The organism is Escherichia sp. E2586, from assembly GCF_005781105.1.
GTDB lineage: Bacteria > Pseudomonadota > Gammaproteobacteria > Enterobacterales > Enterobacteriaceae > Escherichia.
Map to the genome: position 1 here is coordinate 126,059 of NZ_VATN01000001.1, position 20,750 is coordinate 146,808.

The following is a 20,750-nucleotide window of genomic DNA, read 5'->3' on the forward strand; positions in this document are numbered from 1 at the left end:
CAGGCGGCACCCACGCTATGACCGCAAACGAAATGTTTGCGGCAATGTTATGACGTTATTCGGATGCGTATGTGTTACTGACGACCAGAGTGACCAAAGCCGCCTTCACCGCGGTCGGTGGCGTCAAAATCTTCCACCAGATTAAATTCGGCCTGTACCACCGGAACAAAAATCATCTGCGCGATACGTTCGCCTGGTTGAATGGTGAAGCTGTCCTGGCCACGGTTCCACACGGAAATCATCAACTGGCCCTGATAGTCAGAATCGATCAATCCTACCAGGTTGCCGAGCACGATACCGTGCTTATGTCCCAATCCGGAGCGCGGCAGCATCATCGCCGCCAGTGACGGGTCGGCAATATGAATCGCCAACCCGGTAGGTACCAGGGTGGTGTCGCCCGGCGCCAGTTCTACGGCGTCGTCGAGACAGGCGCGCAGGTCAAGTCCGGCAGAACCAGAAGTGGCATAAGTCGGGAGCGGAAATTCCTTCCCAACGCGCGGGTCCAGAATCTTAACGTCGATTTTTTTCATCATAACGGGTCACGATCTCGTCGAGTAATAATTGGCCAAGGAGCTCTTTGCGCTCAAGCGGTAAGACTTTATCTCCGTCTTGCCAGAAAAGGTGTAATGCATTGCTGTCGCTGTTAAATCCTTGAGTTGGCCGGGAAACATCGTTCGCGCAGATCAGATCAAGGTTTTTACGAATACGTTTTTGCCGGGCGTATTCTTCCACATTATTTGTTTCGGCCGCAAATCCAACAACATAAGGCCTTTGGTCTTTTAGTGCGGCAACTCCAGCGACGATATCAGGGTTTTTGACCATTTTTATTGTTAATTCATCCCCCTGAGTCGCCTGCTTTTTGATTTTTTCACTGGCGACAGCGGCTGCGCGATAATCAGCCACGGCGGCACAACCGATAAAAATATTTTGCTGCTGTACAGAGGCCTTCACAGCGGCTTCCATCTCCAGTGCGGTCATCACATCCACACGTTTAACAAACGGCGGTGTCGGTAGCGAAACCGGTCCGGAAACCAGTGTAACGTTCGCTCCGCGACGGGCAGCGGCTGCGGCGATAGCAAAGCCCATCTTGCCGGAGCTGTGATTAGAGATATAACGCACGGGATCGAGCGGTTCACGCGTCGGGCCGGCGGTAATCATAATATTCAGATGTTTCAGGTCGTTGACGGGCGAAAAATGTGCGACAGCCATATCCACAATGGTTAATGGATCGAGCATTCGCCCAGGGCCGATATCACCACAGGCCTGACTGCCGCTATCTGGCCCCCAGATCAGTAAACCACGTGAGGCAAGTACCTCTAAATTATGTTGGGTAGCCGCAGCACGATACATCTGCTGGTTCATGGCTGGCAGTACGGCAACAGGCGCAGGCGTGGCCAGGCAAATCGTTGACACCAGATCATTCGCCATCCCGGCAGCTACGCGGGCAATCAAATCAGCGGTGGCTGGGGCGAGAATCACTAAATCAGCCCATTTACCCAGCTCAATATGACCCATAGCCGCCTCGGCTGCTGGATCCAGCAGACTATCGGAAACGGGATACCCAGAAACCGCCTGCAAGCTAAGTGGGGTGATAAAGGCTTTTGCCGCTTCGGTCATGGCTACGCGGACGTCTGCTCCGCGATCGCGCAAACGACGCACCAGCTCAGGGGTTTTATAGGCAGCAATACCGCCGCTGACGCCGAGAACGATTTTTTTACCGGCCAGGCTCATGATGATTTTTCCTGTAGGGGGACACCAGAAGTTGGCGATTTTATCACAATACTTTTGTTGTCGTGCTTTCACCTGAGAATCACTTTGCGAGGCGCTTTCCAGGATTGAAAACTGGCCGTCGATTTAACCAAACGACTATGACAGGATGCGCCCTCCACAAAGGAGGTGAAGGTGAAAAGCAATGTAGAATTGTTGATGCCACGCGAAAAAATGCTGAAGTTGGGCATTGGCGCGTTAACGGATGTTGAACTGCTGGCGTTATTTCTGCGTACGGGTACGCGCGGTAAGGATGTGTTAACCCTGGCGAAAGAGATGCTGGAGAATTTTGGGTCGCTTTACGGCTTGTTATCCTCTGAATATGAACAATTTAGTAGCGTTCATGGAATTGGTGTGGCGAAATTCGCCCAGTTAAAGGGAGTTGCGGAACTGGCGCGGCGTTACTACAACGTGCGGATGCGCGAAGGAAGCCCGTTGCTCAGCCCGGAGATGACGAGGGAGTTTTTACAAAGCCAACTTACGGGAGAGGAACGAGAGATCTTTATGGTGATCTTTCTCGATTCCCAACACCGGGTCCTTACTCACAGCCGACTCTTTTCCGGCACGTTAAATCATGTGGAAGTCCATCCACGAGAAATTATTCGTGAAGCGATAAAAATAAACGCCTCGGCGCTGATCCTTGCCCATAATCACCCTTCTGGTTGTGCTGAACCCAGTAAAGCGGATAAACTCATTACCGAACGGATAATAAAAAGTTGTCAGTTCATGGATTTACGCGTGCTCGACCATATCGTGATTGGGCGTGGAGAATATGTTTCTTTTGCCGAACGCGGCTGGATTTAATCCGCTATGCGCGATCCTTCGGGATCTTTGTCTGTTCGGGACTTGAGCACATCGCCGAGTCAGCGTATACTACGCCACCTTTGAGAATCTCGGGTTTGGCATTTGGGCCTGGCAATCGAGAGTTCACATAGAACTGCGATGACCGGGCTGTAAAGCCTGACGAGGCGCCAATACCCCATACGAAGCTCGAGCTAATTTGATTTTTGGAGAATAGACATGTCCCGAGTCTGCCAAGTTACTGGCAAGCGTCCGGTGACCGGTAACAACCGTTCCCACGCACTGAACGCGACTAAACGCCGTTTCCTGCCGAACCTGCACTCTCACCGTTTCTGGGTTGAGAGCGAGAAGCGTTTTGTCACCCTGCGCGTATCTGCTAAAGGTATGCGTGTAATCGATAAAAAAGGCATCGATACAGTTCTGGCTGAACTGCGTGCCCGTGGCGAAAAGTACTAAGTACTTAGAGGAAATAAATCATGGCTAAAGGTATTCGTGAGAAAATCAAGCTGGTTTCTTCTGCTGGTACTGGTCACTTCTATACCACTACGAAGAACAAACGTACTAAGCCGGAAAAACTGGAACTGAAAAAATTCGATCCAGTTGTTCGCCAGCACGTGATCTACAAAGAAGCGAAAATCAAATAATTTTCGCTTTGATGTAACGAAAAACCTCGCTACGGCGGGGTTTTTTGTTATCTGCCTGCCCCCATATTGACTGCATCTGTTCATTCCTGGAGATGCTATGCCTGAATTACCCGAAGTTGAAACCAGCCGTCGCGGCATAGAACCGCATCTCGTTGGTGCAACCATTCTTCATGCGGTGGTGCGCAACGGACGCTTGCGCTGGCCGGTTTCGGAAGAAATCTACCGTTTAAGCGACCAACCAGTGCTAAGTGTTCAGCGGCGTGCTAAATATCTGCTGCTGGAGCTGCCTGAGGGCTGGATTATCATTCACCTGGGCATGTCTGGCAGTTTGCGCATACTTACGGAAGACCTTCCCCCTGAAAAGCATGATCATGTTGATTTGGTGATGAGCAACGGTAAAGTGCTGCGCTACACCGATCCGCGCCGCTTTGGTGCCTGGCTGTGGACCAAAGAGCTGGAAGGGCACAACGTGCTGGTCCATCTTGGACCGGAGCCGCTTAGCGACGATTTCAACGGTGAGTACCTGCATCAGAAGTGCGCGAAGAAAAAGACGGCGATTAAGCCCTGGCTGATGGATAACAAACTGGTGGTAGGCGTAGGGAATATCTATGCCAGCGAATCTCTGTTTGCGGCGGGGATCCATCCGGATCGGCTGGCGTCATCACTGTCGCTGGCAGAGTGTGAATTGTTAGCTCGGGTGATTAAAGCGGTGTTGCTGCGCTCGATTGAGCAGGGTGGTACAACGCTGAAAGATTTTCTGCAAAGTGATGGTAAACCGGGCTATTTCGCGCAGGAATTGCAGGTTTACGGGCGAAAAGGTGAGCCGTGTCGGGTGTGCGGTACGCCGATTGTGGCGTCTAAACATGCGCAGCGGGCAACGTTTTATTGCAAGCACTGCCAGAAATAATTGATGCTTGCCGGATGGCATACCATCCGGCATAAACGCTACGCTAACTTCGCCATCAGCGCCTGATGGACATTCTCCGGCAGGAAATGGGTGACATCGCCCTGATGGCGCGCCACCTCTTTCACCAACGATGAAGAGATAAAGGACCACTCTTTCGACGGCATCAGAAACACACTTTCCAGTTCTGGCATTAAGTGGCGATTCATATGCGCCAGCTGCATTTCATATTCAAAATCTGCCACCGCACGCAGGCCACGAATCAGCACCGTAGCGTGTTGATTACGGGCGAAGTTTGCCATCAAATCGCTAAATCCGACCACTTCAACATTTCCCAGATGCGCAGTTGCCTGTTGTGCCAGCGCCACACGCTCTTCCAGAGTAAACATCGGTTTTTTACTGGGGCTGGCGGCAATCGCCAGAATAACGTGATCGAACATCTGCGTGGCGCGCGTCACGATATCGATATGACCATTGGTAATGGGATCGAAAGTACCCGGATAAATCGCCCGTTTTTGCATAACAACCTCAATGCGTTTTCGGTGGCAGGTAAGGTTCCAGCAGTTGAAGCAGACGCTGTAGCGCGCCCTGGTTTTGATACAGCACTTCAACGGCATGACGGCCATAGAAACTACGGTAATCGGCGTCGGTGAGTAAAGAGGAAACCTCTTTTGCAAGCGTAGTGGCATCGGTGACGGTAATCAGCCCGCTTGCCTGCTCCAGCCGCGCGCAAATGTCTTTAAAGTTAAAGGTATGCGGCCCCATCAACACCGGGATAGCGTGTGCGGCGGCCTCCAGCGGATTATGCCCACCGCGTTCAACCAGTGAACCGCCAACAAACGCGAGATCGGCAATACCGTACAGCAACATCAGTTCGCCCATCGTATCGCCAACCACAACCTGCGTGCTGGTGGAGGGGACTTCCCCTGAGGAGCGTGTGATATAGCTTAGTCCAGCCTGGCGGACAAGGTTAATCGCATCCGGGAAGCGTTCCGGATGACGGGGTACCAGGATGAGCAATAAATTCGGGAACTGTTGTAACAGCGCCTGATGGGCGGCAATCACTACGCTCTCTTCGCCATCATGAGTACTGGTGGCAATCCATACTGGACGATGCGGCGCCCACTGGCGGCGCAGTGTTACTGCTTTAGCGGCCAACTGTGGCGTCACTGAAATATCGAATTTCAGGCTACCGGTAACGGTCACCTGATTATTTTTTGCACCCAGTGTCACAAAGCGCGCAGCATCTTCTTCATTTTGCGCAGCAATCAGCGTAATACGGCGGAGCAAGCGACGAACAAATTTACCCAGTTTGGCGTAACCTGCGGCAGAGCGTGCAGAGAGTCGCGCATTAGCGATAACCAGTGGAATTTTACGTTTATGTAGCGCCGCAATCAGGTTAGGCCATAGTTCGGTTTCCATAATCAACACCAGTTTTGGGTCGACTTTATTCAGGAAACGGTTGAGCGCATCGGGCAGATCGTAAGGCAGATAGACGTGCTGAACATCTTTTCCAAAAGCCGATTGTACGCGCTCCGAACCAGTCGGCGTCATAGTCGTGACTGTGATTGGTAAATCAGGATAGCGATGACGCAGCGCGCGCACCAACGGGATTGCCGCCAGGGTTTCACCGACGGAGACGGAGTGCAGCATAATGCCGCCTGGTGTTAGCGGATGGCGGTAAAAACCGTAACGTTCACCCCAGCGTTTTCGATAGGCCGGAGCCTTACGTCCGCGCACCCAGAGCCGTATCCAGATTAGCGGCTGAATAAGGTAGAGAAGGGCGGTGTAAAGCAATTCGAGCATAATAAATAGCTGACTTATGGATGTGCTGGGGATTCTATGTATTTAACGGTGGCTTTACCATTACTTTTCCCGTTTTTGACTTAAATAGCTTCAGTTTGGTCTGATCTGCCGCTACATCTTCATTTTTTTTGTATTTTTATGCGAATCATTGAAACTCGGCCCCATTTTCAACTCTACATTGGCCGTACCGACATTATCGACATGCTATTTTTTATCTGTTTGATTTCTATGATTAAAACATATTTCGTGTATAAAAATCATTCGGGTCGGATTGCTGCGAAAGAAATGATACACTAGCACGTCAAGTAAGTGCGTTATCAGTATTCAGGTAGCTGTTGAGCCTGGGGCGGTAGCGTGCTTTTTTTCTGCTTAACTTAATCAGACAATCACACAAAAGAGTCGCTAGTGGAAAAGCCATTTCGAAAAATTCTGGTCATAAAGATGCGATATCATGGAGATATGTTATTAACTACTCCTGTCATCAGTACGCTCAAGCAGAATTATCCTGATGCAAAAATCGATATGCTGCTTTATCAGGATACCATCCCTATTTTGTCTGAAAACCCGGAAATTAATGCGCTCTACGGGATAAGCAATAAAGGTGCGGGAACATTCGATAAAATTAAAAATGTGCTTTCGTTGATAAAAACTCTGCGTGCGAATAATTATGACCTGGTCATTAATCTTACGGATCAGTGGATGGTGGCGCTGCTGGTACGTTTTTTACCCGCACGGATGAAAATATCGCAACTTTATGGTCATCGGCAGCATGGCATTTGGAAAAAAAGCTTCACACACTTAGCGCCAATACACGGCACACATATTGTTGAGCGTAATTTATCGGTCCTTGAGCCATTAGGTATTACCGATTTCTACACTGACACAACAATGAGTTACGCCGAAGATTGCTGGAAGAAGATGCGCCAGGAGTTAGATGCCCTGGGCGTAAAAGATCATTATGTTGTCATCCAACCGACAGCGCGTCAGATATTTAAGTGCTGGGATAACGATAAATTTTCTAAGGTTATCGATGCGCTGCAACAGCGAGGGTATCAGGTTGTCCTGACCTGTGGGCCTTCGGCAGATGATCTCGCTTGTGTAGATGAGATTGCACGAGGTTGCGAAACAAAACCCATTACTGGCCTTGCAGGTAAAACACGTTTTCCTGAACTAGGCGCGTTAATTGATCATGCAGTGCTTTTTATTGGTGTGGATTCTGCGCCGGGGCATATTGCGGCGGCGGTGAAGACGCCAGTTATTAGCCTCTTTGGGGCCACTGATCATGTATTCTGGCGCCCATGGACCGAGAATATTATTCAATTCTGGGCGGGGAATTATCAGAAAATGCCGACCCGGCATGAACTTGACCGCAACAAAAAATATCTTTCTGTTATTCCAGCGGAAGATGTGATCGCCGCTACGGAAAAGCTGTTGCCAGAAGATGCCCCATCAGCTGACAGGAATACACAATTATGATCGTGGCGTTTTGTTTATATAAATATTTTCCATTTGGTGGGCTTCAACGTGACTTTATGCGCATTGCATCAACAGTTGCCGCACGGGGCCACCATGTTCGAGTCTATACGCAGTCATGGGAAGGTGATTGCCCAAAAGCATTTGAGCTTATTCAGGTGCCAGTTAAGTCCCATACCAACCATGGACGCAATGCAGAATATTATGCCTGGGTACAAAATCATCTCAAAGAGCATCCCGCTGATCGCGTTGTTGGGTTTAATAAGATGCCAGGTCTGGATGTTTATTTTGCCGCTGATGTTTGTTACGCCGAGAAAGTTGCGCATGAAAAAGGTTTTTTATATCGTTTAACATCACGATATCGCCATTATGCCGCATTTGAGCGAGCGACTTTCGAGCAGGGTAAATCGACGAAACTTATGATGCTGACCGATAAGCAAATCGCCGATTTCCAGAAGCATTATCAAACTGAATCTGAACGTTTTCAAATTCTTCCTCCCGGTATTTATCCGGACAGAAAATACAGCGAGCAAATCCCAAACAGTCGTGAAATTTATCGCCAGAAAAATGGCATAAAAGAGCAACAAAACTTATTACTGCAGGTTGGATCAGATTTTGGCCGTAAAGGTGTGGATCGCTCAATTGAGGCTTTGGCATCGTTACCGGAATCATTACGTCACAATACGCTTTTATTTGTTGTTGGTCAGGATAAACCGCGGAAATTTGAAGCGTTGGCAGAAAAACTCGGCGTGCGGAGCAATGTGCATTTCTTCTCTGGCCGCAATGATGTGTCAGAATTAATGGCAGCCGCTGATTTATTACTGCATCCCGCTTATCAGGAAGCCGCGGGTATCGTTCTTCTTGAAGCGATCACTGCTGGATTACCTGTTTTAACAACTGCAGTATGTGGGTATGCGCATTATATTGCAGATGCCAATTGTGGAACGGTCATTGCTGAACCTTTCTCTCAGGAACAATTAAATGAGGTTTTACGTAAAGCGTTAACTCAGTCTCCATTACGAATGGCCTGGGCGGAGAATGCTCGCCATTATGCCGATACTCAGGATTTGTATAGCCTGCCAGAGAAAGCCGCAGATATCATTACAGGTGGTTTAGATGGTTGAATTAAAAGAGCCGCTTGCCACACTTTGGCGTGGTAAAGATGTTTTTGCAGAAGTCAAAGAACTGAACGGCGAGGTCTTTCGTGAACTCGAGACGCGTCGCACATTACGCTTTGAGCTGTCCGGGAAAAGCTATTTTCTTAAATGGCACAAGGGGACGACATTAAAAGAGATTGTAAAAAATCTACTCTCATTACGGATGCCCGTTTTGGGCGCAGACAGAGAGTGGCACGCTATTCATCGCCTGAGTGATGTTGGCGTTGATACAATGAAGGGCATTGGGTTTGGTGAGAAAGGTTTAAACCCATTAACCCGTACATCATTTATTATTACCGAAGATCTCACTCCCACGATTAGCCTTGAAGATTATTGTGCTGATTGGGCAGTCAACCCGCCTGATATACGTGTAAAGCGTATGCTGATTACACGAGTGGCAACCATGGTGCGTAAAATGCACGCCGCAGGGATAAATCACCGTGACTGCTACATTTGCCACTTTTTACTTCATTTGCCATTTACTGGCCGGGAAGATGAATTAAAAATTTCGGTTATCGATCTGCATCGGGCACAGATACGTGCAAAAGTACCGCGTCGTTGGCGCGATAAAGACCTGATTGGTTTGTATTTCTCATCAATGAATATTGGGCTGACGCAGAGAGATATCTGGCGATTTATGAAGGTTTATTTTGGGATGCCTTTACGAAAGATATTATCTCTTGAACGGAATTTATTGAACATGGCAAGTGTTAAGGCCGAGCATATTAAAGAGCGAACACAACGCAAAGGATTATAAAAATATTTATCAGTATGTACTGGAACTAACTTCATTATGACTATTTATTTTATAAACTGGATTGCAGATTATGAATTAAGAATGATCCAGTACCTGAAAAAAAAGTACAAGATAAAAAATATAACAACACCAAAAAAATACAACTGGGTTAATAAGAAAATTTCGAAATTAGGGATGGATAATGCATGGCTGGGGCGATTATTCATCAAGCATTACCTCAATGATATCAGAAAAGATGACATAATTATCTTTAATGACAGTGTTATTAATAAAGGTATCAATAAACAAATATTAAAAAACATTAACTGTCATAAAGTTTTGCTTCTAAGAAATACTGTCAGCGAAGATTTTATTTTTGATAACACTAATTATTTTGATATTATCTATGATTTTGAGCATAGATTTATAGGGAATGAAAAAACCAAGGCAATAGAACAATTTTTTCCTATAGGAATGGATGAAATTAGAAATTATAGTTTATCTGACAAAAATAACAGTCAGCCAATATGTTTTTTTCTTGGTCGTGATAAAGGACGTCTTCAAATAATTAATGAATTAGCCGATAGATTAACAACACTAGGATGTAAGTTAGATTTTAATGTTGTCAAAGATAAAACATCATCTCCGACTTCAAAGTATTTGATTGAAGAACAAATACCGTATGAAGAGAATATTAGAAGAACATTAAATGCTAATATAATTGTTGATATAACTAAAGAAAACCAATCTGGCTGGACTCTTCGTATACTTGAGGCACTATTTTTCAATAAAAAATTAATTACTAATAATATAAATATACTTGGTTCAGAAATCTATAGTGAGTCTCGCTTTTTTATAATAGGTCATGATGATTGGGATAAGTTAGAGTATTTTATTAACTCATCTGTTAAACCAATGGATTATGATAGCTTATATAAATTCAGCCCTGATAAAATGATGTCAACAATTGTTTCTGATTTTATAGAAAAATAAAATCATTAAAACAGTGAGCTTTACTCAATTAATGAGAGTTTCAATGAAAATAGCATTTATCGGCGAAGCTGTTTCTGGATTTGGCGGCATGGAAACAGTCATTCGTGATGTTATTACTACCTTCAGGCAACAACATATCCAAAGTGAAATGTTTTTCTTTTGTCGTAATGACAAAATGGATAAGGGATGGCTGGACGGTATTAAGTACTCGTGTTCATTTTCCAATATTCGCTTAGGCTTTTTGCGTCGCGCGAAACATATTCATGCGTTAAGCAAATGGCTTCAGGATTATCAGCCAGATGTTGTTATTTGTATTGACGTGATCTCGTGTTTGTATGCGGCCAAAGCTCGTAAAAAATCGGGAGTTGATGTGCCAGTATTTTCATGGCCACATTTTTCTTTAGATCACAAAAAACATGCTGAATATATCACCTGTGCCGACTATCATTTAGCAATCAGCTCTGGCATTAAACAGCAAATGATTAATCGGGGTGTAGCAGAATCGACGATAAATGTTATTTTTAATCCAGTCGAAGCTAAAGACACAGTCATTCCTGCGCCTGAGGAAGGCGAAACGGCAACGTTCATTTATGTTGGGCGTATGAAATTCGAGGGCCAGAAGCGGGTTAAAGACCTCCTTGATGGCTTATCACAAGCGCAAGGTAACTGGAAACTCCATGTATTGGGTGATGGTTCCGATTTCGAAAAATGCCAGGCTTATGGTAGAGAATTAAATATTGATGATCGAATTGTCTGGTATGGTTGGCAACAACATCCCTGGGAATTGGTCCAGCAAGATATTAAAAAGGTGAGTGCGTTATTGCTCACGTCATCTTTTGAAGGTTTCCCAATGACCCTACTTGAAGCCTTGTCATGGGGAATTCCTTGTATCAGTGCCGATTGTGTCTCCGGGCCTGCTGACATTATTCAACCTGATGTTAATGGTCATCTGTATCAACCGGGAGATATTGCTGGTTTTGTATCTCTTCTCAATAAATATATAGCAGGTGAAATTTATATCGAACATGAAAAAATTCCTGCGTCGATCGATAAATTTTACCAATCGAAGTATTACGATAGATTACATAAGATAATTATTTCTGCTATTTCCAGGAGGAAATAATGCAGCAGGTGTTTTTCCAGGAAACTGAGTTTCTTAATTCAGTTATTGATTATAATCATAAAGTAGAAACAGAAAATCTTTGTCTGGACATCGCTTATGGAACTGACAAAAATTTTCTATTTGGTTGCGGAATTTCGATCGCTTCAATATTAAAGTATAATGAAGGAAGTCGATTGTGTTTCCATATTTTTACTGACTATTTTGGTGATGATGATCGTAAGTATTTTGATGCCCTGGCGCTGCAGTATAAAACCAGAATTAAAATATATCTGATTAATGCTGATCGACTCCGCTCATTGCCTAGCACTAAGAACTGGACTCATGCAATATATTTTCGCTTTGTTATTGCAGATTACTTTATTAATAAGACGTCTAAAGTCCTTTATCTGGATGCAGATATCATTTGTCAGGGGACTATTGAGCCACTAATTAATTTCTCATTTCCTGACAATAAAGTCGCAATGGTTGTTACAGAAGGGCAAGCTGACTGGTGGGAAAAACGCGCCCATTCGTTAGGTGTTGCGGGAATTGCTAAAGGTTACTTTAACTCCGGTTTTTTATTGATTAATACTGACCAATGGGCGGCTCAGCAGGTTTCTGCACGAGCCATTGCAATGCTAAATGATCCAGAAATAGTCAAAAAAATAACACATCCTGATCAGGATGTATTAAATATGTTGCTGGCAGACAGACTTATTTTTGCTGATATTAAATATAACACCCAGTTTAGCTTAAACTATCAACTCAAAGAAAGTTTTACAAACCCAGTAACCAACGATACTATTTTTATCCATTATATCGGTCCAACCAAGCCCTGGCATGATTGGGCCTGGGATTATCCTGTATCACAAGCCTTTATGGAGGCAAAAAATGCTTCGCCATGGAAGAGCACGGCGTTGCTGAAACCGAACAATAGCAATCAATTAAGATATAGCGCAAAACATATGCTTAAAAAGCATAGATATCTAAAAGGATTTAGCAATTATCTTTTTTATTTTATTGAAAAGATAAAGCATTAAAACTGGGAAACTATAAAGTAATGATATAAGGGTAGCATTGTGGACTCATTTCCTGCCATAGAGATAGATAAAGTTAAAGCCTGGGATTATCGGCTAGTTAATATAAATACTTCTGAATGTTTAAATGTTGCCTATGGTGTCGATGCTAATTATCTTGATGGTGTAGGTGTTTCCATCACATCAATTGTCCTAAACAATCGACATATTAATCTTGATTTTTATATTATTGCTGACGTTTATAATGATGGTTTTTTTCAAAAAGTCGCAAAGCTTGCAGAGCAATACCAATTAAGAATCACGCTATATAGAATTAACACTGATAAGCTCCAGTGCTTGCCTTGTACACAGGTCTGGTCAAGAGCAATGTACTTCCGTTTATTTGCATTTCAATTATTGGGTTTAACGCTTGATCGTTTGCTTTATCTTGATGCAGATGTTGTTTGTAAAGGCGATATTAGCCAACTATTGCATCTGGATTTAAACGGAGCGGTGGCTGCTGTTGTTAAAGATGTTGAGCCAATGCAGGAAAAGGCGGTATCCAGGTTGTCTGATCCTGAATTACTTGGTCAGTACTTTAATTCCGGTGTCGTTTATTTAGACTTAAAAAAATGGGCTGACGCAAAACTAACAGAAAAAGCATTGTCTATTCTTATGAGTAAAAATAATATTTATAAATACCCTGATCAGGATGTTATGAATATCTTACTGAAAGGGATGACAATATTTTTGCCTCGTGAGTACAATACAATTTATACAATTAAAAGTGAATTAAAAGACAAAACACATCAAAACTATAAAAAGCTGATTACAGAAAGTACTCTGCTTATTCATTATACAGGTGCAACTAAACCGTGGCACAAATGGGCAATTTATCCATCGGTAAAATACTATAAAATAGCTTTAGAAAATTCACCATGGAAAGGTGACTCTCCACGAGACGCAAAATCAATTATTGAATTTAAAAAAAGATATAAACATCTTTTAGTGCAGCATAATTATATCTCAGGAATTATAGCAGGAGTCTGTTATCTTTGCCGAAAATATTACCGTAAATAACATTTAACTGGTTTATTATGATTCAGAAGAGCAAGATCAAAGACTTGGTTGTTTTTACCGATGAAAACAATTCAAAGTATCTCAATGTATTAAATGACTTCTTGTCTTATAATATAAATATCATCAAGGTTTTTCGTTCTATTGATGATACAAAAGTTATGCTTATTGATACCGATTACGGTAAATTGATTCTTAAGGTTTTTTCTCCGAAAGTTAAGCGTAACGAACGTTTCTTTAAGTCTCTGTTAAAAGGTGATTATTACGAACGCCTTTTTGAGCAAACCCAAAAAGTACGAAATGAAGGGTTAAATACACTCAATGACTTTTATTTATTGGCTGAACGCAAAACCTTACGATTTGTCCACACTTATATCATGATCATCGAGTATATTGATGGCATAGAGTTGTGTGATATGCCCGATATTGATGATGTGCTAAAAAATAAAATTCAGCAATCAATTAATGCCTTGCATCAACATGGTATGGTTTCTGGCGACCCCCATCGTGGTAACTTCATTATAAAAAATGGTGAGGTTCGAATTATTGATCTCTCCGGAAAACGTGCTTCAGCGCAGCGGAAAGCGAAAGATCGTATTGACTTAGAGCGTCATTACGGTATTAAAAATGAGATTAAAGATCTTGGCTATTATCTTTTAGTATATCGTAAAAAAATGCGCAATTTTATGCGGCGTTTGAAAGGGAAACCAGCGCGCTAAAATAGAAACACCCACAATTACGTGTCTTCACCAGGACAGTTTTAAGCGGAGTTATTTATTTCACAGGTTTATCATGAAGAATATTAGATACATTGACAAAAAAGATGTTGAAAACCTGATTGAAAATAAAACATCTGATGATGTTATTATTTTTCTTTCTGGGCCTACATCGCAAAAAACACCTTTGTCAGTATTACAAACAAAGGATATTATTGCTGTCAATGGTTCTGCGCAATATCTGTTAAGTAATAATATCGTTCCTTTTATATATGTACTTACAGATGTCCGCTTTTTACATCAGCGTCGTGATGATTTTTATAAATTTAGCCAGAGAAGTCGTTATACCATAGTAAATGTTGACGTTTATGAACACGCTTCCAAAGAAGATAAACTTTATATCCTCCAGAACTGTCTTGTATTACGGTCTTTTTACCGCCGGGAAAAAGGTGGTTTTATAAAGAAGATTAAATTTAATATTTTGAGACAGATTCACAAAGAACTGCTGATCTCTGTACCGTTGTCTAAAAAAGGTCGTCTGGTCGGATTTTGCAAGGACATTAGTCTTGGTTATTGCTCATGCCATACTATTGCCTTTGCTGCAATTCAAATAGCATATTCACTTAAGTATGCACGGATTATTTGTTCCGGTCTTGATTTAACGGGTAGTTGTTCGCGTTTCTATGACGAGAATAAGAATCCCATGCCCTCGGAATTAAGTAGGGATTTATTCAAAATCTTGCCATTTTTCCGTTTTATGCATGATAATGTAAAAGATATTAATATTTATAATTTATCAGATGATACGGCTATTTCTTACGATGTAATTCCATTTATTAAACTTCAAGATATCAGTACGGAAGAGTCAAAGGATAAGACAAGAAAAAAAATGCAATATAAAGCTTCAACTGATTCTTATGCTAATTAGTCATCCTGAAACTAAAATAATATGGTATAAAAATGCGTTTAGGAACTTTTCACAAAAAGAAAAGATTTTATATAAACAAAATCAAAATTAATTTCCTTTCTTTTTTATTTCGTAAGAAAATCAATAACCAAGTTACAGAGCCAGCACAAATTAAATCATGCCTAATCATTCATGATAATAATAAACTCGGTGATCTAATTGTATTAAGTTCGATTTATCGTGAGCTTTATAGTAAAGGAGTTAAAATAACCATTCTAACAAATAGAAAGGGTGGGGAGTTTCTCTCTAATAATAAAAATATATTTGAGTTCTGTATCAAAGAATCGACGGGTTCCCTTAAAATGCTTACTCTATGTAAGCATCTGCGGGATTTACAGTTCGATATTGTATTAGACCCCTTTGAAACAATGCCCTCATTTAATCATAGTTTAATATTATCAAGTTTAAAAGATTCTTACATTCTGGGTTTTGATCAATGGTATAAGCGTTACTATTCATTTTACCATCCCCACGATGAATGTTTAAAAGAACATATGAGTACACGAGCAACAGAAATACTGAAGCATATTTATGGTGAGGGTGAATTTTCCACCGACTACGACTTGCATTTACCTGTAGATGTTGAAAATAAAATAAAAGATTTTATTGGAAATACAAGAATAATCATCATTAACCCATTAGGTGCAAAAAAAATATGCCGACTTACCTTTGAGCAAATAAAAATTATATATCAAGAAGTGAAAGCACAGTTTGAAAATTATCGAGTGATATTTACCGGGTTACCACAAGATTTATTGACAATACCAATACCTGAAATTGAAACACTACCATTTGACGAGTTTATTTATACTGTTGCGTTGACCCGGTATAGCGATTTTGTCATTTCTGTTGATACAGCTCTTGTTCATATCGCTGCGGCTTATCATAAACCAACGCTTGCATTTTATCCTAATTCACGTACTCCGGAATATCCCTCACATTTAATTTGGGCCCCGAATAATCATCAATCTATACAAATAGTATCTCCAACATTTACGATAAAAGATATCGATACTGAAACTTTAACTGATTCAGTAAAGAGATTAAGTTGTATAGATAAGAAGTGAGTTAAAACTCACTTCTTAAACTTGTCTATTCTTGATTAATAGTATTGTTGCGATTATTAATAACGAGTAAGAGGACTATCGCGGATATAACGATAATTGGAATGCTGCGTGCCCATATGATCACATCACTGAGTCCAATCCCCACAATGCCGAGCGTTAATATCAACAAACCCAATGCGCGTTTTTTATATACTGTATAAAATAGTGAAAAATAGAGGAAAAGGGTGGAAAAAATCCCCATCAGACCTTTCAGTGACCCTGCTTCAATTATCTCATTATGTAGGTGTACGTTAGCAAAATCCAATGCCCCTCTTAGTCTATTGTTTTCTGCGACTAACAAATTCATACTTTCAGCGCGCGACTCTGCAGATCTAAATGAAAAAGGCGATTCTTTGAATAAATCAAAACCAATTTCGTACATTGCCAGTCTTGCACCTAAGGAAGTCACGCTATTAGCATTGGTATAACTGTTTAAATCATTTAATGCTTCGTTATAGCGATATTGAATTGGTTTATTAAATATAATTACAACACTGGCCAATATAGCAATTAGAAGAACAATAGCGGAAGTGAATTTTTTTGGGGATTTGTTGTAATATGTAATTAGTGCAACAGCACAAATTACAGGGAAAAGGAGTAGAGTTGCTCTGGTTTGTGTCAGTGCCAGAACATAAAGTACCGCGCAACTATTTAATAAAAATAAAAAAGGATGGTTTTTTTTAGTATAAAGAATTGCAACACCACTAACTATCCCTATTAGCATTGTTGAATATGCTGCTCCTGTTGCCGCTCCTATACCAAAAGAAATGCGGTCATATTCATGAATGCTATTAGTATAAATTGCATATGCAGCAATTATAAATGACAGGGAATATAAAATGTATAACACACTTTCTTTTTTTGTTTTTAGCTGGCTAGTTAGTGCTAAAAAAACAATAAAAGATCCAAATATAAATATTTTGGCAGTATTTAAATAACTGTGGTAAGTAGCACGAAATGGAGAGTTGTCTACTTTAAACACAGAATACCAAATTAAATCAAGCAATCCTATAAAAAATATAGAAAGTGGAAGGATAAGGTTTTTTATATTATAATTTCCTTGTCTGCCACGTAAAATTAGTGATAACAAGCAAACTATAGCAGTGATATTATATATCTTTATGCTGAAAGTGTTATCGATGAATGCAATTATCAATGAAAAAAAACATAATATATAAGTCATTATCTCTAGAATCACAGATGATTTCAGAGTGTAAGGTTTCCATGAGTGAAATTTAATGAAGGTTGGCATGTTTTACCTTTATAATGATGATAATTTTTCCAAAACTGCTTGACCGTTGAGATTAATTAAACTTTTCCCCGGTGCCATGCAAACTACCTGATTCTTCCCATAACCGCCAATTAATCCCGGGTCTGTCGGCCCATAAACTGTGATATTGGGTTTATCGAGTGCCGCAGTTAAATGGCTTAATCCTGTATCGACTGACACAACAAATTTAGCTCCAGCCAGCACACGGGCAACGCCTTCCAGAGTCATCTTCGGCAGTACGTCGACATAATCAAAGCCTTCCGCTAGCCTTTTTGCCCGCTCTTCTTCATGCGGCGCTCCCCACGGTAGTTTAATTCGAATCCCTGAACCTGCCAGTAAACCAATTAATTCTCGCCAGTGCTCTTCCGGCCAGTGTTTATCATCGCGGGTGGTCGCATGAAGGAATACAGCATACTCCCCAGCATCCGGTAGTGGATTTGTCAGGAAATGCTGCGCAATAGCATAATCGCCCTGGGCCTGCGGTTTGCTATACCCAAGGCTTTTTGCAAACAGTGCACGGGTACGTTCTACAGCATGCTGCTGTTTCGCAATATGATGTTTGCGATTGTAAAACAGGCTGGCTAAAGGCTCGCGAGCGGTTTGCCAGTCCATTCCATGCTTAACGCCATGTGCTAAACGTGTCACCAGCGCTGCGCTTTTTACCAGCCCCTGGGCGTCGATAATTGCGTCATAGTTTTCTGCCTGAAGGGCTTCACGAAACGCTTTCCGTTCCGCTTTTATGGGGGCCGAGAACCAGGCTTTGCGCCAGCGTCGTATCGCCACCGGGATAACCCGCTCAACGGCGGCGTGCCAGGACGGAATTTGCGCGAATCCCTCTTCTACCACCCAATCAAACTTAATCCCCGGGATTGCCTGCTGGGCATCGGTGAGTGCGGGCAGCGTATGGAGAACATCGCCCATCGACGATGTTTTAACGATCAGAACCCGCATCCGTCAGGCTTCCTCTTGTAACAATAGCGCGTTGAGTTCTTCCAACACGTGCTGGGGAGTAATGTCGATCAAGCTCTGGTGGTAACCCTCTGCAGCGTCACCTTTACGCACTTTGTGATAGCCGGTAATCAGGCGGATCACGCGCGCTTTATGGGAAAGCGGCGGCGTAAAGTCCGGACTGCTCGGCCCATACAGAGCAACCAGTGGACGATTGAGCGCCGCAGCAACGTGCATCAGGCCAGAATCGTTAGTGACAATGGCTTTACAGGCGGCAATCAAAATGACTGCCTGCTCAAGCTGTGTTTCCCCCGCCAGGTTCCGACACCATGCCTGCTGCTCGGTATTCAAAGCGGCAAGAATCTCATTGCCCGCCTCATGATCTTTCGCAGAGCCAAACAGAACCACCTGATAACCTTCATCAATCAGCTGCTTTGCCAGCTCTGCATAGTGGTAGTGTGGCCAGCGTTTCGCCGGGCCAAACTCCGCACCCGGGCAAAAGCCAATCATCGGACGTTCTGATGAGAGCGAAAATTGGTTACAGGCATACGATTTTTCACCTTCGCTCACCTGCAATTGCGGCCATAACAACGGTTTTGGTAGATCTTGTGCGGTACGCATTACGCCTTTGTCATAGGCCAGCGCCACATAGCGTTCCACCATTAGCGGCCAGGCTTCTTTATCGAGCACACGTACATCGTTGAGTAAACCGTAGCGCATCTCGCCGCGCCAGCCGGTGCGATGAGGAATACCCGCGAAGAAAGGCACTAATGCAGATTTGAAGGAGTTGGGTAAGACATAGGCGCGGTCGTAGCGCTTTTCACGCAGACTATGACCCAGTTTGCGGCGTTCACCGATTTCCAGCGCCCCGTGACCGAGAGGCATCGGGATAGCTTCGTTAACTTCCGGCATCCGCGATAATAATGGACGGCACCATGCCGGTGCCATCACGTCGATTATCGCCTGGGGATAGCGCGCCTGGAGCGTGCGATAGAGACTTTGCGACATCATCATGTCGCCAACCCACGACGGGCCGATCACCAATATTTTCATTCACTTCATCCTTCAAGCTGTCTCTGCGGCGGCTGCCTGCGTTCACTCCGGTCACTTACTTTTGTAAGCTCCCGGAGATTCACTTCGTTGCCGCCTTGATACCGCTCGAATGATTTTGTGAATTTACGTTGATGTCGCGATTCAGCCAGGCCATGTATTCCGTTACACCTTCAGCAACGGTTTTGAACGGTTTGTCGTAACCCGCAGCGCGCAGATTAGTCAGATCCGCCTGAGTAAACGCCTGATAGCGGCCTTTCAGTTTATCCGGGAACGGAATGTATTCGATCTGACCTTTCTTGTGATAAGCAAGCGTTGCATCTGCTACTGCCTGGAAGGATTCCGCACGGCCAGTACCGAGGTTGAAGATGCCGGAAACGCCATTTTCCAGGAACCACAGATTCACATCAGCCACGTCGCCCACGTAGACGAAGTCGCGTTTAAAGTTCTCGCTACCTTCGAACAGTTTCGGAGACTCACCGTTGTTAAGCTGGGTGTTGAGATGGAAAGCGACGCTCGCCATGCTGCCTTTATGGCCTTCACGCGGTCCATAAACGTTGAAATAGCGGAAACCAACAATCTGCGAGTTCGCTTCTGGCAGGATTTGACGAACATATTCATCAAACAGGAACTTCGAATAACCGTAGACATTCAGTGGTTTTTCGTATTCGCGGGATTCAATAAAGTCGGAGGTGCGACCGCCGTAAGTGGCTGCGGAAGAGGCGTACAGGAACGGGATTTCGCGCTCCAGACAGTAGTGCAGCAGCTCTTTGGAGTATTGATAGTTGTTATCCATCATATACTTGCCGTCCCACTCGGTAGTGGAAGAGCACGCGCCTTCGTGGAAAATCGCTTCGACATCGCCGAACTCTTCACCCGCCATAATCTGGATCAGGAAGTCTTCCTTATCCATATAGTCCGCGATGTTCAGGTCCACCAGGTTCACAAACTTGGTGCCGTCTTTCAGGTTGTCCACCACCAGAATATCGGTGATGCCTTTATCATTCAGGGCCTTAACGATGTTGCTGCCGATAAAGCCCGCGCCGCCGGTAACGATGATCATAACTGTAACCTTCGAATTATGGAGTCAGAGACAATCTCAGACACGAATGCTTCTATCATATCACTACACGGCGTTGGCTTCAGCCATTCGCCGAAAGTGAGGGGGATGGACGTTATTTATTCTAAATTTTACAGAAGTGTTAACGCGTCATCTC

The 20,750-nt window shown here is 43.3% G+C and carries 22 protein-coding genes; 14 read left to right on the forward strand and 8 right to left on the reverse strand.

Going from position 1 to position 20,750, the window contains the following annotated elements; genetic code table 11:
- Positions 1-74: 74 nt before the first annotated feature.
- Both dut and coaBC read right to left on the reverse strand, forming a co-directional pair.
- Positions 75-533: a dUTP diphosphatase gene (gene dut, locus FEK50_RS00640; protein WP_000976070.1), complete on the reverse strand. Its 459-nt coding sequence runs from the start codon at positions 531-533 to the stop codon at positions 75-77.
- Positions 511-1,731, reverse strand: coding sequence for a bifunctional phosphopantothenoylcysteine decarboxylase/phosphopantothenate--cysteine ligase CoaBC (gene coaBC / locus FEK50_RS00645; RefSeq protein WP_130215156.1), 1,221 nt, complete (start codon positions 1,729-1,731; stop codon positions 511-513). Before coaBC ends, dut begins: the two co-directional genes overlap by 23 nt.
- A gap of 171 nt (positions 1,732-1,902) precedes the next feature.
- Here coaBC and radC point away from each other — a divergent pair, with 171 nt between their 5' ends.
- The 4 genes from radC (at position 1,903) to mutM (ending at position 4,119) form a co-directional block, all read left to right on the forward strand.
- The gene (radC, locus tag FEK50_RS00650) at positions 1,903-2,571 is read left to right on the forward strand and encodes a DNA repair protein RadC (protein ID WP_131161541.1); all 669 of its coding nucleotides are present in this window, start codon (positions 1,903-1,905) and stop codon (positions 2,569-2,571) included.
- Positions 2,572-2,787: 216 nt separating this feature from the next.
- Positions 2,788-3,024, forward strand: coding sequence for a 50S ribosomal protein L28 (rpmB, locus tag FEK50_RS00655; protein ID WP_000091955.1), 237 nt, complete (start codon positions 2,788-2,790; stop codon positions 3,022-3,024).
- Positions 3,025-3,044: 20 nt separating this feature from the next.
- On the forward strand, positions 3,045-3,212 hold the full coding sequence (gene rpmG, locus FEK50_RS00660; RefSeq protein ID WP_001051798.1) for a 50S ribosomal protein L33: 168 nt from the start codon (positions 3,045-3,047) through the stop codon (positions 3,210-3,212).
- Between the two features lie 97 nt (positions 3,213-3,309).
- Positions 3,310-4,119 (forward strand): bifunctional DNA-formamidopyrimidine glycosylase/DNA-(apurinic or apyrimidinic site) lyase, encoded by an 810-nt coding sequence (mutM, locus tag FEK50_RS00665; protein WP_130261165.1) that lies wholly within the window; start codon positions 3,310-3,312, stop codon positions 4,117-4,119.
- Between the two features lie 38 nt (positions 4,120-4,157).
- On the opposite strand, the gene coaD is transcribed toward mutM, so the two are convergent.
- Together coaD and waaA are read right to left on the reverse strand one after the other, a co-directional pair.
- Positions 4,158-4,637, reverse strand: coding sequence for a pantetheine-phosphate adenylyltransferase (gene coaD / locus FEK50_RS00670; protein ID WP_001171866.1), 480 nt, complete (start codon positions 4,635-4,637; stop codon positions 4,158-4,160).
- A 7-nt stretch (positions 4,638-4,644) separates the two neighbouring features.
- Entirely contained in the window at positions 4,645-5,922 is a 1,278-nt protein-coding gene (waaA, locus tag FEK50_RS00675) for a lipid IV(A) 3-deoxy-D-manno-octulosonic acid transferase (protein WP_131161542.1), read from the reverse strand.
- 405 nt (positions 5,923-6,327) lie between these two features.
- Here waaA and rfaQ point away from each other — a divergent pair, with 405 nt between their 5' ends.
- From rfaQ to FEK50_RS00725, 10 genes are all read left to right on the forward strand, one after another.
- Positions 6,328-7,398, forward strand: a complete 1,071-nt coding sequence (gene rfaQ, locus FEK50_RS00680) for a lipopolysaccharide core heptosyltransferase RfaQ (RefSeq protein ID WP_130206721.1) — start codon at positions 6,328-6,330, stop codon at positions 7,396-7,398.
- A complete protein-coding gene (rfaG, locus tag FEK50_RS00685; protein WP_131161543.1) occupies positions 7,395-8,519 on the forward strand; it encodes a lipopolysaccharide glucosyltransferase I in 1,125 nt (374 codons plus the stop codon). The genes rfaQ and rfaG overlap by 4 nt, the downstream gene beginning before the upstream one ends.
- Positions 8,512-9,309 carry a lipopolysaccharide core heptose(I) kinase RfaP gene (rfaP, locus tag FEK50_RS00690; protein ID WP_130206717.1) on the forward strand — a complete coding sequence of 266 codons (798 nt, stop codon included), beginning with the start codon at positions 8,512-8,514 and terminating at the stop codon, positions 9,307-9,309. Before rfaG ends, rfaP begins: the two co-directional genes overlap by 8 nt.
- A 36-nt stretch (positions 9,310-9,345) precedes the next feature.
- Positions 9,346-10,281: an LPS core biosynthesis protein RfaS gene (gene rfaS, locus FEK50_RS00695; protein WP_130206715.1), complete on the forward strand. Its 936-nt coding sequence runs from the start codon at positions 9,346-9,348 to the stop codon at positions 10,279-10,281.
- Positions 10,282-10,324: 43 nt separating this feature from the next.
- On the forward strand, positions 10,325-11,404 hold the full coding sequence (gene waaB, locus FEK50_RS00700) for a lipopolysaccharide 1,6-galactosyltransferase (RefSeq protein WP_131161544.1): 1,080 nt from the start codon (positions 10,325-10,327) through the stop codon (positions 11,402-11,404).
- Positions 11,404-12,423, forward strand: coding sequence for a lipopolysaccharide 3-alpha-galactosyltransferase (gene waaO, locus FEK50_RS00705; protein WP_130261169.1), 1,020 nt, complete (start codon positions 11,404-11,406; stop codon positions 12,421-12,423). The genes waaB and waaO overlap by 1 nt, the downstream gene beginning before the upstream one ends.
- A gap of 39 nt (positions 12,424-12,462) precedes the next feature.
- A complete protein-coding gene (gene rfaJ / locus FEK50_RS00710) occupies positions 12,463-13,479 on the forward strand; it encodes a lipopolysaccharide 1,2-glucosyltransferase RfaJ (protein ID WP_131161545.1) in 1,017 nt (338 codons plus the stop codon).
- Positions 13,480-13,496: 17 nt separating this feature from the next.
- A complete protein-coding gene (gene rfaY, locus FEK50_RS00715; protein WP_131161546.1) occupies positions 13,497-14,195 on the forward strand; it encodes a lipopolysaccharide core heptose(II) kinase RfaY in 699 nt (232 codons plus the stop codon).
- 73 nt (positions 14,196-14,268) lie between these two features.
- Complete coding sequence (gene waaZ / locus FEK50_RS00720; RefSeq protein ID WP_131161547.1) at positions 14,269-15,120, forward strand: 3-deoxy-D-manno-oct-2-ulosonate III transferase WaaZ; 852 nt, start codon at positions 14,269-14,271, stop codon at positions 15,118-15,120.
- Between the two features lie 32 nt (positions 15,121-15,152).
- Complete coding sequence (locus FEK50_RS00725; RefSeq protein ID WP_131161548.1) at positions 15,153-16,226, forward strand: glycosyltransferase family 9 protein; 1,074 nt, start codon at positions 15,153-15,155, stop codon at positions 16,224-16,226.
- 25 nt (positions 16,227-16,251) lie between these two features.
- Here the strand turns inward: FEK50_RS00725 and FEK50_RS00730 are convergent, their stop codons facing one another.
- The 4 genes from FEK50_RS00730 to rfaD form a co-directional block, all read right to left on the reverse strand.
- Entirely contained in the window at positions 16,252-17,517 is a 1,266-nt protein-coding gene (locus FEK50_RS00730) for an O-antigen ligase (RefSeq protein ID WP_130206699.1), read from the reverse strand.
- Between the two features lie 9 nt (positions 17,518-17,526).
- On the reverse strand, positions 17,527-18,486 hold the full coding sequence (gene rfaC, locus FEK50_RS00735; protein WP_131161549.1) for a lipopolysaccharide heptosyltransferase RfaC: 960 nt from the start codon (positions 18,484-18,486) through the stop codon (positions 17,527-17,529).
- 3 nt (positions 18,487-18,489) lie between these two features.
- Positions 18,490-19,536: an ADP-heptose--LPS heptosyltransferase RfaF gene (gene rfaF, locus FEK50_RS00740; RefSeq protein WP_130206695.1), complete on the reverse strand. Its 1,047-nt coding sequence runs from the start codon at positions 19,534-19,536 to the stop codon at positions 18,490-18,492.
- Positions 19,537-19,615: 79 nt separating this feature from the next.
- Positions 19,616-20,596 (reverse strand): ADP-glyceromanno-heptose 6-epimerase, encoded by a 981-nt coding sequence (gene rfaD, locus FEK50_RS00745; RefSeq protein WP_000587766.1) that lies wholly within the window; start codon positions 20,594-20,596, stop codon positions 19,616-19,618.
- Positions 20,597-20,750: the final 154 nt, after the last annotated feature.

Bases quoted from the DNA above. Each gene is read 5' to 3' on its own strand.
- dut (WP_000976070.1), bottom strand. From the start codon at position 533: ATGATGAAAAAAATCGACGTTAAGATTCTGGACCCGCGCGTTGGGAAG.
- coaBC (WP_130215156.1), bottom strand. From the start codon at position 1,731: ATGAGCCTGGCCGGTAAAAAAATCGTTCTCGGCGTCAGCGGCGGTATT.
- rfaC (WP_131161549.1), bottom strand. From the start codon at position 18,486: ATGCGGGTTCTGATCGTTAAAACATCGTCGATGGGCGATGTTCTCCAT.
- mutM (WP_130261165.1), top strand. From the start codon at position 3,310: ATGCCTGAATTACCCGAAGTTGAAACCAGCCGTCGCGGCATAGAACCG.
- rfaS (WP_130206715.1), top strand. From the start codon at position 9,346: ATGACTATTTATTTTATAAACTGGATTGCAGATTATGAATTAAGAATG.
- rfaP (WP_130206717.1), top strand. From the start codon at position 8,512: ATGGTTGAATTAAAAGAGCCGCTTGCCACACTTTGGCGTGGTAAAGAT.
- FEK50_RS00730 (WP_130206699.1), bottom strand. From the start codon at position 17,517: ATGCCAACCTTCATTAAATTTCACTCATGGAAACCTTACACTCTGAAA.
- rfaD (WP_000587766.1), bottom strand. From the start codon at position 20,596: ATGATCATCGTTACCGGCGGCGCGGGCTTTATCGGCAGCAACATCGTT.
- waaB (WP_131161544.1), top strand. From the start codon at position 10,325: ATGAAAATAGCATTTATCGGCGAAGCTGTTTCTGGATTTGGCGGCATG.
- coaD (WP_001171866.1), bottom strand. From the start codon at position 4,637: ATGCAAAAACGGGCGATTTATCCGGGTACTTTCGATCCCATTACCAAT.
- rpmB (WP_000091955.1), top strand. From the start codon at position 2,788: ATGTCCCGAGTCTGCCAAGTTACTGGCAAGCGTCCGGTGACCGGTAAC.
- rfaF (WP_130206695.1), bottom strand. From the start codon at position 19,536: ATGAAAATATTGGTGATCGGCCCGTCGTGGGTTGGCGACATGATGATG.
- rfaG (WP_131161543.1), top strand. From the start codon at position 7,395: ATGATCGTGGCGTTTTGTTTATATAAATATTTTCCATTTGGTGGGCTT.
- rfaY (WP_131161546.1), top strand. From the start codon at position 13,497: ATGATTCAGAAGAGCAAGATCAAAGACTTGGTTGTTTTTACCGATGAA.
- waaZ (WP_131161547.1), top strand. From the start codon at position 14,269: ATGAAGAATATTAGATACATTGACAAAAAAGATGTTGAAAACCTGATT.
- rpmG (WP_001051798.1), top strand. From the start codon at position 3,045: ATGGCTAAAGGTATTCGTGAGAAAATCAAGCTGGTTTCTTCTGCTGGT.
- waaO (WP_130261169.1), top strand. From the start codon at position 11,404: ATGCAGCAGGTGTTTTTCCAGGAAACTGAGTTTCTTAATTCAGTTATT.
- waaA (WP_131161542.1), bottom strand. From the start codon at position 5,922: ATGCTCGAATTGCTTTACACCGCCCTTCTCTACCTTATTCAGCCGCTA.
- FEK50_RS00725 (WP_131161548.1), top strand. From the start codon at position 15,153: ATGCGTTTAGGAACTTTTCACAAAAAGAAAAGATTTTATATAAACAAA.